Genomic DNA, 13,559 nt, shown 5'->3' with positions numbered 1-13,559 from the left:
AACCGTCCAGACCATATCCCATGTTGGTCCTTACCCCGGATAGGCTGACCCTGCCGTGGTCTCACCCAAACACGCTCGCGCCCGCATCCGCGCCGCCGGCGATCGCGCGGAAGGCGCCGAACAATTCGCGGCCGGTGCCATGCTGATGGTCGCGCAAATCGCAGGTGGCAAGCTGGCGTTTCGCCCATTCATCGGGGTCGACTTCCGCCACCAGGATGCCGATTTCCGCATCGAGCGTGATCATGTCGCCGTCGCGCAGCAGTGCGATCGGGCCGCCGTTGACCGCTTCCGGCGTCACGTGAATGGCGGCGGGCACTTTGCCCGAGGCGCCGGACATGCGGCCGTCGGTGACGAGCGCGGTCTGGAAGCCTTTGCCCATGACCGAGGACAGGAACGGCGTCATCTTGTGCAGCTCCGGCATGCCGATCGCGCGCGGGCCCTGGAAGCGCACGACCGCCACGAAATCGCGGTAGAGTTCGCCGTGCTTGAAGGCTTCGGCGAGTTCCTCCTGCGAGTGGAAGATGCGCGCGGGCGCGCGCACCTTGCGGTGCTCGGGCTTCACGGCGCTGATCTTGATCACCGCGCGGCCGAGATTGCCGGTCAGCATCTTCAGGCCGCCGTCTTCCGAGAACGGCTCCGCCGCAGGGCGCAGCACGCTCTCGTCCAGGCTCTTCGCCACTGTCGGGCGCCATTTCAACGTGCCGTTGTCGAGCCACGGATCGCGGCGGTAATCGCCGAGCGGCGTGCCGGAAATGGTCGCCGCATCCTCGTGTACGAGGCCGGCATCGAGCAATTGGCTGATGAGGAAGCTCGTGCCGCCGGCGGCGGTGAAATGATTCACGTCGGCGCTGCCGTTGGGATAGATGCGGGTGAGCAGCGGCACCGCCTCCGACAGGATGGCGAAATCCTCGAGCGTGACGATGATGCCGGCGGCCTTTGCCATGGCGACGAGATGCATGACATGGTTGGTCGAACCGCCCGTCGCATGCAGCGCGACGACGCCGTTCACGAAGGCGCGCTCGTCGAGCATCTTGCCCACCGGCGTATATTCGTTGCCGAGCGCCGTGATCGCGAGCGCGCGCTTCGCCGCTTCGCGCGTCAGTTCGTCGCGCAGCGGCGTGTTCGGGTTGACGAAGGACGAACCGGGCAGGTGCAGGCCCATCGCTTCCATCAGCATCTGATTGGAATTGGCGGTGCCGTAGAAAGTGCAGGTGCCGGCCGAATGATAGGCGGCGGATTCCGCCGCGAGCAGATCGGCGCGGCTCGCCTTGCCTTCGGCGAAGAGCTGGCGGATTTTCGATTTCTCGTCATTGCCGAGGCCCGATGGCATCGGCCCGGCTGGCACGAAGACCGCCGGAATATGACCGAAGGTCAGCGCGCCGATCACGAGGCCCGGCACGATCTTGTCGCACACGCCGAGGTAAACCGCTGCGTCGAACATATCATGCGAGAGTGCGATGGCGGTCGCCATGGCGATCACTTCGCGCGAGAACAGCGAGAGTTCCATGCCGGCGCGGCCTTGCGTCACGCCGTCGCACATGGCCGGCACGCCGCCCGCCACTTGCGCGACCGCGCCGACTTCGCGCGCCGCTTCCTTGATGATGTCGGGGAAGCGCTCGTAGGGCTGGTGCGCCGAGAGCATGTCGTTGTAGGCGGTGACGATCGCGAGATTGGGCACCACTGCATCGCTCAGCAGGCCCTTGTCATGGGCGTTGCAGGCGGCAAAGCCATGGGCGAGATTGGCGCAGCCCATGACGCCGCGGCGCGGCCCCTTCTCCGCCGCTTTTTCGATGCGCGCCAGATAGGCCTCGCGGCCGCCGCGGCTGCGCTCTCTGATCCGTGCCGTCACATCGGCAATGCGCTTCTGCACCATGGGAGAACTCCTTAAACCTTTGCCGCGCATCCCCCTCCCGCTTGCAAGGCGTGATGCCCCACGAAGCGGGGTGGATGAAGGCGGCCCTGATCGTGATCGGTAGAGTAGGGAAGAGGCGACACTCCCGCAAGTTTTCCGGAAGCCCGCGAATGTTGCGACATTGAAGAACGCAAGTATTGCCTTCTCCCTGTTTCACAGGGAGAAGAAGGGTTTTATGACGTCAATTCCTCGTTCCACGTCCGCCCGTCGCGCTCGATCAGTGCAACCGAGGCGTTCGGCCCCCACGTGCCGGCGAAATAGGGCTTCGGCGCCTCGCTCGAATTGGCCCAGGCGTTGCGGATCGGGTCGATCCAGCGCCAGGCGGCCTCCACTTCGTCGCGGCGCATGAACAGAGTGGCGTTGCCGCGGATCACATCCATGATCAGCCGCTCATAGGCCTCTGGCGTGCGCACTTCGAAGGCCTTGGCGAAGCTCATGTCGAGCGGCACGTGCTGCAGGCGCATGCCGCCCGGGCCGGGCTCCTTGATCATCAGCCACAATTTGATGCCTTCGTCCGGCTGCAAGCGGATCACCAGGCGATTTTCCGCGACATCGTCCGGATTGGCGCCGAAGATCGAATGCGGCACGTGACGGAAGGTCACGACGATTTCCGAAACGCGCTGCGGCAGGCGTTTGCCGGTGCGCAAATAAAACGGCACGCCGGCCCAGCGCCAGTTCTGCACCGACGCCTTGATCGCAACGAAGGTCTCGGTCGTGCTGTCCGGCTTGCCGACCTCCTCGAGGTAACCGGGCACGGCCGCGCCGCTCGAGGCGCCGGGGCGATATTGGCCACGCACGGTGAGCGTGCTGGCGTTGCTCTCGTCGATCGGCGCGAGGGTCTTCAGCACTTTGAGCTTTTCGTCGCGCACCGCGTCCGCATCGAGCGACGCGGGCGGCTCCATCGCGACGAGACAGAGCAATTGCAGCAGGTGATTCTGCACCATGTCGCGGATCGCGCCGGAATTATCGTAATAGGCGCCGCGCCCTTCGACACCGATGGATTCGGCCGCGGTGATCTGCACGTGATCGATATGCGCGGCATCCCAGATCGGTTCGAACAGGATATTGGCGAAGCGCAGCGCCATCAGGTTCTGCACCGTCTCCTTGCCGAGATAATGGTCGATGCGGAAGATCTGGTTTTCCTGGAACACCGCGCCGATCTGATCGTTGATCGCATTGGCAGAGGCGCCGTCCTTGCCGATCGGCTTCTCGACGATGATGCGCGAGGCCGGCGTGACGAGGCCGTTATGCGCCAGGCCTTCGGCAATGGCACCGAACAGGTCGGGACTGGTGGCAAGATAATAGGCGCGGATGCGATCCGGCGCGCCGCTCAGCCAATGCTGCAAATCGCTCCAGCCGGAGGCGCCCGTCGCGTCCACGGCGACATAGGCCAGCGTGGTGAGAAACGTCTCGACGGTTTCGGCCGGCACCTTGCCGGAATCACCGAATTTTTTCAGGGCATCGCGCACGGTGTCGCGAAATTCCTCGTCCGTATTGGCGCGGCGCGAGATGCCGACGATTCGGAAGGGCTCTGTGAACTGGCCGTCGACATAACGATGGAACATCGCCGGATAGATCTTGCGATAGGCAAGATCGCCCGTGCCGCCGAAGACGATGAGGTCGAACGGATCAACTTTGATGATGCGGGCAACCATGGAACCTCAGATTTTTGAGTTGGACGCGCGAGATTAGCGCGCCGCGATTAAGCAAATGCGACAGAGCCGGATTGGGTGTCAACCGGCATGCGCCGGTCAACCTGTATCAGAACGTATCCGGCAATTCGCGGCGGAACGGCAGGTCGGCGCCGCGGCGCGAGCAGGTGATTGCCGCCGCGCGGCTGGCGAAGCTCAAATAATGTTCGAGCGCAGTCTTTTCCAGCGTTTCGATGCCGTTCGGCGAAAGCTTGCCGGCCTCCGACAAAGCGGTGAAGATCGCCGCCTGGAAGGTATCGCCCGCGCCGACCGTATCGACCAGCTTGATCTTTTCTGCCGGCACATCGGCGCGGTGCGCCTTCGTCCAGGCCGTGACACCGTCGCTGCCGCGCGTCAGAATGACGAGGCGGACGCCTTGTGCGAGCCAGGTTTTCGCACGGGCTTCGGGATCCTCCTTGCCGTAGATCAATTCGAAATCCTCCGAACTGATCTTGAGCAGATGCGTGAAGGGCACGAGCTCTTCGATCTTGCGGTGCCAGACCTTCAGGTCGGGCTCGACATTGAGGCGGATGTTCGGATCGAACGAAATCACCTTCGCGCCCGAGTGGCGCTTGACCAGCGCGGCGAGCGCCGAGCCGATCGGCTCGACGACGGTCGAGAACGAGCTCAAATGGATCGCGCTGACCTCCGGTCCAAGGTCCGGCAGATCCGCCTCTTGCACCGCGCGGTCGGCCGCGCTGTCGCCGTAGAAGGCATAGGCTGGCAGGCCTTGCGCGTCGACGCCGACCACGCTCAGGGTCGAGCGGTTGTCGAAGCGCTTGATGAAGCCGGTGTGCACGTTCTCGCGCTTCAGCACCTGCATCAGCAATTCGCCGAGAAAGTCGGTGGAGAGGCCGGTGAAGAAGCTCGAAGCCTGGCCGAGCCGCGAAAGGCCGAAGGCCACGTTGTACGGCGAGCCGCCGGGGCGGCCGTCGAATTTCAACTGCGCATTCGTTTCGGAATCGAGGAAGAGATCGTAAAGCGCTTCGCCGCAAACAAGGATCATGGATCTGGCCCCCCTAAACGCGTTCTCGTGGTCGTGGTTCTGGTCGATCGTCGTTTCGTCACGCCGCGCCGAGCTGCTTTTTCTGCCTGCGGCGCTTGTGCAAAATGAATTCGGTGTAGCCGTTCGGCTGCGTGCGGCCCTCGAAGATGAGATCGCAGGCCGCCTGGAACGCGGGGCTGTCGAAATTGCCGGCGAGCGGCTCGTAGACCGGATCGCCTGCGTTCTGCTTGTCGACGACACCCGCCATGCGATGCAGCGTCTCGAGCACCTGGTCCTTGGTGACGATGCCGTGATGCAGCCAATTGGCGATGTGCTGGCTCGAAATGCGTAAAGTGGCGCGGTCTTCCATCAGGCCGACATCGTGAATGTCCGGCACTTTCGAGCAGCCGACGCCCTGGTCGATCCAGCGCACCACATAGCCCAGAATGCCCTGCACATTGTTGTCGAGTTCTTCCTGCACCGCTTGCGGCGCGAAATTCGATTGCGCCAGTGGCAGGGTGAGAATGTCGCTGACCTTCGCCTTCGGCCGCGTGCTCAGTTCGTGCTGCCGCTCAGCCACATTCACGCGGTGATAGTGTAGCGCGTGCAAGGTGGCAGCGGTCGGCGAGGGCACCCAGGCGGTATTGGCGCCCGCCTGCGGATGGGCGATCTTCTGTTCCAGCATGGCTGCCATCTGGTCGGGTGCGGCCCACATGCCCTTGCCGATCTGCGCGTGGCCGGGAAGGCCGCAGGCGAGGCCGGTATCGACATTCGAATCTTCATACGCCTTGATCCAGGCGCAGGATTTCATGTCGTTCTTGCGCACGACGGGGCCCGCTTCCATCGACGTATGAATCTCGTCGCCGGTGCGGTCGAGGAAGCCGGTGTTGATGAACACCACGCGATGCTTCGCCGCTGCGATACAGGCGGCGAGATTGATCGTGGTGCGGCGCTCCTCGTCCATGATGCCGATCTTGACCGTATGCGGTGCGAGGCCGAGGAAGTCTTCGACGCGCGTGAACAATTCGTTCGTGAGCGCGACTTCCTCCGGCCCATGCATCTTCGGCTTCACGACATAGATCGAGCCGCAGCGGCTGTTGCACTGGCCGGTGAGATCGCGCGCCGCGATCAGCACGCTGATGAGTGCATCGAGCATGCCTTCGGGCACCTCGTGTCCGTCTTCGTCCAGCACCGCGTCCGTATACATGTGATGACCGACATTGCGGATCAGCATCAGGCTGCGGCCGTGCAGCACCAGTTCCTCGCCATTCGGCTTCGTGTAGATGCGGTCGCGGTTGAGCTTGCGCTCGATCGTGCTGTTGCCTTTGGCAATCGTCGCGGTGAGCGAGCCTTCGGTGAGGCCGAGCCAATTGTTGTAGATGAGCACCTTGTCCTCGGCGTCCACCGCCGCGACCGAATCTTCCATATCCATGATGGTGGTGATCGCGGATTCGAGCACCAGGTCGGCGACGCCCGCTGCGTCGGTGCGGCCGACCGGCGTGGCGCGGTCGATGCGGATGTCGATATGCAGGCCATTGTTGACGAGCAGGATGCTGTGCGGCGCGCTCGCCTCACCTTGATAGCCGGCGAATTGCGCCGGCTTTGCGAGCGGGCTCGCGCCGTTCGGCAGCCGCGCGATCAGCGCGCCGTTCTCGATTGCATAGGCGGTGACGTCGGCGTGGTGGCCATGGGCGAGCGGCGCCGCATGGTCGAGGAAATCCTTGGCGAAAGCCACGACCTTCGCGCCGCGCACCGGATTGTAGCCCTTGCCCCGCGCCGCGCCATCGGCGTCGGAAATCGCATCCGTGCCGTAGAGCGCGTCATAGAGCGAGCCCCAGCGGGCATTGGCGGCGTTCAGCGCATAGCGGGCGTTGGACACCGGCACCACGAGCTGCGGCCCGGCGATCCGGGCGATTTCGCCATCGACCCGCGCGGTCGCGATCTTCGCGTCGGCGGGCGGCGGCAGCAGATAGCCGATCTCGCGCAAAAAGGCCTCGTAGGCGGCCTGGTCGAAGGGCTCGGCCTTGTGCTTCCGGTGCCAGGCGTCGATCTGCGCCTGCAATTCGTCGCGCTTTTGCAGCAGCCTCCGGTTCTTCGGCGCCAGGTCCTTGAGGATCGCGGCAAACCCGGCCCAGATCTCCGCCGACGAAAGGGTCGTCCCGGCCAGGGCCTGGGTCTCGACGAAATCGGCGAGCACCTGCGCGACCTGCAAACCGGCCACCGCGACCCGGGGCTCCTCCTGAGATGGTTGCGGCGGGGAAAGGCTATTCATACGTGGGCTCCGGAAGCACGCGCGGACGGCGGTGTGAAGGGCGTCTATCCCTGTTTCATACAGATGTCGCGAAAAATTCGCTAGGGCTTCCGCCGCCTTAAAATTCATCAATCATACCAAGGCATTGTTTATATTCTTCCAGCGTTGGCGGCGATGCGCGTGGCAGGGTGCGGCGCTTTGTCCGGGGCTGCGCCCACGGATCGCGCGCCCGTCCGACCGGCGCGACGACGAGTCCTGTGCGAATCCGCACAGAGTCAATAGGACTTTATGTTTAACATCGTTTTGCTGTTGATTGTGGTGCGGCGGTGGAGGTTTGCGCTATTGGTTTGGCTCCAGCCGGGGCGATTGCACCAATTTCGGCGCCATGACCGATGCGCTTGCCGCGGCGAACGAAGGATGTGGGGGCCTATAAACATGTCCGTTACGCTTGCCCAGGATTTTGTGGGCGCCACGATTCGATCCTCCGTCGCGCCGACGCTGGACCGGGACGGCTATGCCGTGCTGCGCGGCGTCGCCAAGCGCAGCGAGATTGCTGAGATGCGCGAGGCCATCGCCCCGCTCCTGGAGCGCGCCGACGTGCGCAAGCGCGAGCTTGGCGAGCGCGGCGGCGCGCCGCAGATCGTCGAGGTGCAGCGCATCATCGAACTCGCCCCCCGCCTCGCGACGAACGGTTTTGTCCAGCGCGCCCAGGCGATTTCGGCCGAGCTTCTCGGCGCGCCGGTGGAGCGCAATTTCGACCACATCATCTTCAAGCCCGCGCGCAACATGAAGGAAACCGCCTGGCACCAGGACGCGGCCTATAGCAAGCGCCTCACCTTCACCGCCAAGCGCCTGCATTGGTGGCTGCCGCTGCACGATGTGAGCGAGGACCAGAGCTGCATGCGCTACGTGCCGGGCACCCACCGTGCCCAAGTCGCGCGGCACGTGCCGGTCGCCGCGACCTCGGACGCTCTGCGCACCGACCTGCCGGAGGGCGCGAAAGTCGTGTCCTGCCCGCTGAATGAGGGCGATGCCACGATCCACCTGCCCAACACGTTGCACGCGACCGGCCCGAACCTCACAGACCGCTCCCGCACCGCCTTCATCGTGCAATTCAGCGCCCGCACGTTCTTCCCACGCTTCGCGCGGTGAGGCGGGCGTGGACGCCGCCCTGCAGGTTTTGCTTGGTGCCGCGTTGGTCATCGTCATCGTCGGCATCTGTTTCGTGGTGCCTATCGTACTGCGGGGGCGCGAAGAGCGGCTGCACGCCGTTCGGGCCTATGCCTTTCCCGCCAGCGTCCAGCAGGCGCTCGCCAAGGAGCGGCCAGACCTGACCGGCCCGGAGCGCGAGCTCGCGTGGCAGGCCCTGCGCGAATATTTCCTGCTGCATGCGCTGTGGCGCCGCAATCTCGCGATGCCGAGCGTCACGGCGGACGCGGCCTGGCATTGCTTCATCCTCTCGACTCAAGACTATGCGCAGTTTTGCCGGAAGGCGTTCGGCCGCTACCTGCATCACGTACCCAACGCCGAGGCGAAGCCTGCGATGCTCGACGGGGCGACCGAGTTTTCCCAGAGCGTGGTGGACACGTGGCATGCGCTGAAAGATTTGCGCAAGCGCCATCCCGATCTTCATGTGAGCGATCCGCCGCTGCTCTTCGACCTCGATCGACTGGTCGGCAGCGGCTGGATCTATACGGGCGCCGCGCTGGAAAAGCTGGAGAGCGCCGCGCCCTCGGCGCGCGCAGACGGCGGCGGCTCCTGCGTCAACGCCGGCATATCGGACTCTGGCACGGGGCATCACGGCGCCGGCCATGCGTGCAGCAGCGGCGGCGGCCATGGCTGCAGCGGCCATTCCTGCGGCTCGAGCTGCAGCGGCAGCAGTTGCAGCGGCGGCGGGCATTAAGGTCGCGACCCGATTAGGACCGCCATTCGCGGACTTAATGCGCCACGGTGTAATAATTGTAAGCGGCGCCATAGCCCGTGTAGCCACCGGTCCCATAGGCAGCTGCATAGCCGCTGTAGGCGCCCGAGGCAGGGGTGTAGCCGGCATAGCTCGGGTAAGCGGCGGAGGTCGAGGTATATCCGGCATAGGTCGCGTAACCGCCGGACGTCGAGGAATATCCGGTATAGCTCGAATAGAAGCTGACTGAGTAAGTGTTTCCGCCATAGTTGGCGTAAGCGCCGTTGCCGCCGACGCCGTAGGTTGCCACATATGTTCCGCTATCTGTCGTGAGGCTCACGGATCCCCCGCCGATCGAGGCGGAATATGCGCCAATTTTCACCGAATATGTGCCGGAAAAAATCGAACTGTAATGCGAAGCCATGATTATCTCCTCGAACCCAAGTCGATATCTTGGCTCATATAGGGCGACATTGATGGCTAGGGTAAGGCAGACCGGTATGCCGTCGGCATTCGCGCAAATCGGCGGAAGCGTTTTCGCATTTATTTTATGCGGTTAAGCGATGAGCGCGGGGGGCTGTCGCAAGCGTGCGGCCGGCTCTACTGCGCGATCTCCAATTCGCCATAGCCCCGCGCCATCGCCGCCGCCAGCAGCGGCAGCAGCGCGAAGAGCGCCAGCTCGGCCCACACCAGCCGGCGCACGGCGGCGACCTCGCCGGCACTGGGCAGCGCCGCCCCGCCGCGCTGCCAGGCGATGAAACGCAAGGTCGGCCGGATCGAGAGGAGGCCGATGACGAGAAACACCGCGAGCTTCGCCCAGAACGCCAGATTGTGCGAATAATAGAGCCAGCCCTTCTCGGCAAACACAGCCCGCGAAAACCCGACCACCAGGATCAAGCCGGCGGCGATGCCGAACGCCATGTCGATGCGGCCGAGCAGCGCCAGTTTCGCGGCATCGAGCGCTGCGCTCAGCAACATGAGTTCGGCGACGAGGAGGGCGAGGAGGCCGAAGGCGAGGAGGTGGTGCGCGAAGGCGAGGGTGAGGTCGAGCATGGGTGGGTGCCTCCTTTGGTTTGCCGGCGGTCATGGCGAGGAGCGTCAGCTACGAAGCAATCCACCTGCATGAGGGCTATCTTCGGACCGACGGCAATGTGATTACGACTACGAACATCGTCATTTTCGTGGTCGCCGCGATCTATCGTGTTTGACTCCAGGATGCAGCCGCTTTTTTCATCCGCGACCAAGATCTGATGTGCGACGTTCTTAGGAGTCGACGCTCAGGCGACAAAACGATACTTAAGTCTGTCGTTCCATATGTAGGTCGGTTAATATCGCAAAATAAATGCGAATCGCTGACGGGGCAGCAGCGTCAATGCAATTAGAGTTTCAACGCGCTCACCTTTCGATAACCAGCTTTCCCACCTGCATCATTCCCGATTTCACTATAATAACAGGCCTAAACGGGGCGGGGAAATCTCATTTACTGCAGGCGCTGGCGCGAGGGGACATTGCGACCGACGTAGCTCCAGGGGGTGTCGCAGGACAGGAGATCCGGCTTTATGATTGGTCGACATTGGTTCCTAACGACAGCGGGCCGTTCTCAAGCGACACGCTCGCCCAGGAGAAGCGGAACATCCTAAACCAGTTTAATACTTTGCTCCTAGATTCCATGTTACTTCGGACTCTAGGCAACGTGGCCAGGGTGCTTGGTTTGCCAACCGAATATGCGCAAAATGTCCGTCGTCTTATCGAATTGGATCAATCGGGACTGATTGAAATCGTCGGTGCTGACCGCGCGAGAGAAAGCCGCGACCTCATAGAGAAGGCTGTTGAAGAGGCGAGCAGCACAGCAATTTCAAGAGTAGATCAAAATGCGAAGCAAGTTATTTTGGCTCTTAGCCGAATTAAGAAGTGCCCGGCATTGAGACTGTCGCTGAGTGATTTTGAGTCAACTGACATAATCAACTGGGGTCATGTTGATTTGTTTCAGCAATCGTTGGGTCGACTATTTATTGGTTACAGAGACGCGCGACTAAAGAATGAACTAGCTGAATTCCGAAGCTTCAAGGGGAGAGCTCACGACCAATTTATCTTCCCGGACGATTTTGTTGAAAAATTCGGACCTCAGCCTTGGGATTTGGTCAACGAAATAATGAAACAGTCAGGACTGGATTTCGCTGTAAATGGTCCGGCGCTTGACTGCTATGACTCATACACGCCTCAACTGACAAAAATCAGTTCCGGGCTCACTGTGCCTTTTTCAAGTCTGTCTTCGGGCGAAAAAATTTTGATATCATTTGCTTTCTGTGTCTACCATGCCGACGATAGGTACTCTCTTTCGGGTTACCCCAAACTTTTGTTGTTCGATGAAATTGATGCTCTATTGCATCCGTCTATGACGAAAAGTCTGCTTCGGACGATTACCGATACGTTGGTCAAGAAATTGGGGATAAAGGTGATTGCTGTGACGCATTCTCCTTCGACTGTGGCACTGGCTCCCGACGATTCCATTTACGTAATGACACCGTATCAGCCTGGCCTTCGGAGTGTTTCAAAGTCAGAAGCTTTGAATCTTTTGACTGCGGGAGTGCCGACGGTTGCCATTTCATATGATGGTAGGCGTCAGGTGTTTGTCGAAAGCCCGACCGATGCGAAGGTGCTATACGGCTTGTATGGATTGTTGAAATCCCAAATTCTCTCAGAGAGATCGCTTGAGTTCATTTCAACGGGTATGCGGTCCAAAGAGGGGGATGTCAATACTGGGTGTGAGGTGGTGAAACGCTTTGTTCACAGTATGGCCGAAGCAGGAAACCAATCGATTTTTGGATTAATTGACTCGGATGGGAAACATACCTCCTCTGAGCGTATTATGGTGCTTGGACAGGGCGCTCGAGATGGGGTCGAGAATTTTGTTTTGGATCCCCTAATACTGGTGGCAGTCGTTTGTCGGGATTGCCCTCATGATAAAGAAACTATCGGAATTGAAGCGAAGTTACCTTGGCCCGAATTTATGAAAATGGGCCCGGAAACACTGCAGGGCTATGTCGACAAATTGACCGCAAAAATATTTGATTCAACAGCGTCTAACGTCCAGAAAGTTTCTTACTGTGGCGGATTCGATTTAAATCTAGATGAGCGTTGGCTTAAGACGGACGATCATCGGTTGGAGGATAAGGTCATTTCGAAGCTACCATTCTTGGGATCAATTTCGAAGGGGCGACCAGACCAGCTAAAGCTGCACATTATCGATACTGTTTTAAATGATCAGCCTGGATTCATTCCAACCGAAATTAAGGACACTTTCGTCAAATTGCTCGAACAACCGTCTCACTAGGATCTCGTTGAGCATTCCCAACTGCTCGTCCAAATTCGGCGGAGTGAATTTCATGATGGCGTGAATGGACTGGGGTAATATTGCTTAGATCATCAACTGACGTTTCGGTTTAATTAAGGTGAGTCGCTTCGCGCCGTAAGCCTCCCCCAAAACAAAAGGCGGCCTCTCGGCCGCCTCTCCCATCACGGATGTCTCCGCGCTCACTCCTTCTCCTTGATCCCCTTCAACCCACCGAACACCGAATCGACGTCGATGTCGTCCTCTTCCTCCACGCGCTTCGGCGCGCTGGTGCCGAACACGTCTTCGTGGCTCATCGGCTCGGCCTTGGGGGCGGTCGTCACTTCGGCCGGCATCAGGGTTTGGGTGTGTTCGGCCAGCGCGGCGGGGCGGTCCTTGGAGGCGCGGTTCACTTCGAAGTCGAGGTCGATCTGCGAGCAGATGCCGAGCGTCACCGGGTCCATCGGCTGCAGGTTGGCCGAGTTCCAATGGGTGCGCTCGCGCACCGCCTGCAGCGTCGTCTTGGTGGTGCCAACGAGGCGCATGATCTGCGCGTCCTTGAGCTCGGGGTGGTTGCGCAGCAGCCACAGCACCGCGTTCGGCCGGTCCTGGCGGCGCGACAGCGGCGTGTAGCGCGGGCCGCGGTGGCGCTTCATCTCGGGCAGCACGACCTTGGATTTGGCGAGGTGGAGCTGGTAGGACGAATTGCCTTCCGCCTTGGCGATCTCTTCGCGGGTGAGCTGGCCCGAGGTGATCGGGTCGTGGCCCTTGATGCCGCTCGCCACTTCGCCGTCGGCGATGCCTTTGACCTCGAGCGGGTGCAGTTTGCAGAATTCGGCGATCTGGTCGAAGGTCAGCGAGGTGTTTTCCACGAGCCAGACAGCGGTCGCCTTGGGCATCAGGGGCGCGTTGCTCATTGCTTTACTCCTTCACGCGCTCAGGCTGGCCGGCGCGACAAAACGGTTGCGTCGTGGACGTGTTTCATCGGGCTCCGGCCCGGCCGAGGCGAACCTCAAACAAATCCATTTTATGACGGGAATGGGGGGCTTTATAGGGGGATTGGTGCAGGAAGGCAAATGTTGATTGCGGGGGAGGGGCGGGGAGCGGCTACGATTTTGGCGGGTGCGCCGCCTCAGCGGCATCTGGACAACTTGCTCGGGATTTGATAAGAACATATAGGGAACATTGTGGCGCGCCTGTGCACCGGCATGTTCCCGGAGTGAACAGGGCCGTGCGGGGAAGTTGAGGTAGGACGGTGCCGCGCGGCCCTTCTCCCAGAGGGAGAAGGTGGCGCGAAGCGACGGATGAGGGGACACGGAATCGTCATTGGCTGGAGTCTTGCGGTGGCCAATCTCGCGAGGTTGTCCCCTCATCCGACCGACTTCGTCGGCCACCTTCTCCCGATGGGAGAAGGGGTGCGCGTCATCGTTCTATAAAATTTCCCCGGACACCCATGCCGAGCCAGGGAGGGCGTCTCAAATTTTTTTGA

At 61.3% G+C, this 13,559-nt stretch carries 11 protein-coding genes; 4 read left to right on the top strand and 7 right to left on the bottom strand.

Annotated features, from left to right (window positions below):
• Positions 1–61: 61 nt before the first annotated feature.
• From edd to V9T28_RS14625, 4 genes are all read right to left on the bottom strand, one after another.
• A complete protein-coding gene (gene edd, locus V9T28_RS14640) occupies positions 62–1,873 on the bottom strand; it encodes a phosphogluconate dehydratase (protein ID WP_116399647.1) in 1,812 nt (603 codons plus the stop codon).
• Positions 1,874–2,085: 212 nt separating this feature from the next.
• Positions 2,086–3,567, bottom strand: a complete 1,482-nt coding sequence (gene zwf, locus V9T28_RS14635) for a glucose-6-phosphate dehydrogenase (protein ID WP_116399646.1) — start codon at positions 3,565–3,567, stop codon at positions 2,086–2,088.
• Positions 3,568–3,673: 106 nt separating this feature from the next.
• A complete protein-coding gene (locus tag V9T28_RS14630; RefSeq protein WP_116399645.1) occupies positions 3,674–4,609 on the bottom strand; it encodes a carbohydrate kinase family protein in 936 nt (311 codons plus the stop codon).
• A gap of 58 nt (positions 4,610–4,667) precedes the next feature.
• Positions 4,668–6,860, bottom strand: coding sequence for a malate synthase G (locus V9T28_RS14625; protein ID WP_116399644.1), 2,193 nt, complete (start codon positions 6,858–6,860; stop codon positions 4,668–4,670).
• A gap of 414 nt (positions 6,861–7,274) precedes the next feature.
• On the opposite strand from V9T28_RS14625, the gene V9T28_RS14620 reads away from it, so the two are divergent.
• The gene (locus V9T28_RS14620) at positions 7,275–7,991 is read left to right on the top strand and encodes a phytanoyl-CoA dioxygenase family protein (protein WP_158554733.1); all 717 of its coding nucleotides are present in this window, start codon (positions 7,275–7,277) and stop codon (positions 7,989–7,991) included.
• Between the two features lie 7 nt (positions 7,992–7,998).
• Positions 7,999–8,742 (top strand): glycine-rich domain-containing protein, encoded by a 744-nt coding sequence (locus V9T28_RS14615; RefSeq protein WP_116399642.1) that lies wholly within the window; start codon positions 7,999–8,001, stop codon positions 8,740–8,742.
• A gap of 34 nt (positions 8,743–8,776) precedes the next feature.
• On the opposite strand, the gene V9T28_RS14610 is transcribed toward V9T28_RS14615, so the two are convergent.
• Positions 8,777–9,163 (bottom strand): hypothetical protein, encoded by a 387-nt coding sequence (locus tag V9T28_RS14610; protein ID WP_116399641.1) that lies wholly within the window; start codon positions 9,161–9,163, stop codon positions 8,777–8,779.
• 176 nt (positions 9,164–9,339) lie between these two features.
• Positions 9,340–9,792, bottom strand: a complete 453-nt coding sequence (locus V9T28_RS14605; RefSeq protein WP_116399640.1) for a DUF2214 family protein — start codon at positions 9,790–9,792, stop codon at positions 9,340–9,342.
• A gap of 2 nt (positions 9,793–9,794) precedes the next feature.
• Here V9T28_RS14605 and V9T28_RS14600 point away from each other — a divergent pair, with 2 nt between their 5' ends.
• A complete protein-coding gene (locus V9T28_RS14600) occupies positions 9,795–9,947 on the top strand; it encodes a hypothetical protein (protein ID WP_158554732.1) in 153 nt (50 codons plus the stop codon).
• Positions 9,948–10,111: 164 nt separating this feature from the next.
• On the top strand, positions 10,112–12,073 hold the full coding sequence (locus V9T28_RS14595; protein WP_158554731.1) for an ATP-dependent nuclease: 1,962 nt from the start codon (positions 10,112–10,114) through the stop codon (positions 12,071–12,073).
• 200 nt (positions 12,074–12,273) lie between these two features.
• Here V9T28_RS14595 and V9T28_RS14590 read toward each other — a convergent pair whose 3' ends face one another.
• Entirely contained in the window at positions 12,274–12,987 is a 714-nt protein-coding gene (locus tag V9T28_RS14590; protein ID WP_116399638.1) for a DUF1013 domain-containing protein, read from the bottom strand.
• Positions 12,988–13,559: the final 572 nt, after the last annotated feature.

This window comes from Methylovirgula sp. 4M-Z18, assembly GCF_037890675.1.
Lineage (GTDB): Bacteria > Pseudomonadota > Alphaproteobacteria > Rhizobiales > Beijerinckiaceae > 4M-Z18.
Note: the sequence above shows the minus strand (reverse complement) of the source record. Positions and strands in the feature narration are given on the sequence as shown.

Excerpts from the sequence above, each read along its gene's own strand:
- V9T28_RS14625 (WP_116399644.1), bottom strand. The coding sequence starts at position 6,860 with ATGAATAGCCTTTCCCCGCCGCAACCATCTCAGGAGGAGCCCCGGGTC.
- V9T28_RS14605 (WP_116399640.1), bottom strand. The coding sequence starts at position 9,792 with ATGCTCGACCTCACCCTCGCCTTCGCGCACCACCTCCTCGCCTTCGGC.
- V9T28_RS14630 (WP_116399645.1), bottom strand. The coding sequence starts at position 4,609 with ATGATCCTTGTTTGCGGCGAAGCGCTTTACGATCTCTTCCTCGATTCC.
- edd (WP_116399647.1), bottom strand. The coding sequence starts at position 1,873 with ATGGTGCAGAAGCGCATTGCCGATGTGACGGCACGGATCAGAGAGCGC.
- V9T28_RS14610 (WP_116399641.1), bottom strand. The coding sequence starts at position 9,163 with ATGGCTTCGCATTACAGTTCGATTTTTTCCGGCACATATTCGGTGAAA.
- V9T28_RS14620 (WP_158554733.1), top strand. The coding sequence starts at position 7,275 with ATGTCCGTTACGCTTGCCCAGGATTTTGTGGGCGCCACGATTCGATCC.
- V9T28_RS14590 (WP_116399638.1), bottom strand. The coding sequence starts at position 12,987 with ATGAGCAACGCGCCCCTGATGCCCAAGGCGACCGCTGTCTGGCTCGTG.
- V9T28_RS14595 (WP_158554731.1), top strand. The coding sequence starts at position 10,112 with ATGCAATTAGAGTTTCAACGCGCTCACCTTTCGATAACCAGCTTTCCC.
- zwf (WP_116399646.1), bottom strand. The coding sequence starts at position 3,567 with ATGGTTGCCCGCATCATCAAAGTTGATCCGTTCGACCTCATCGTCTTC.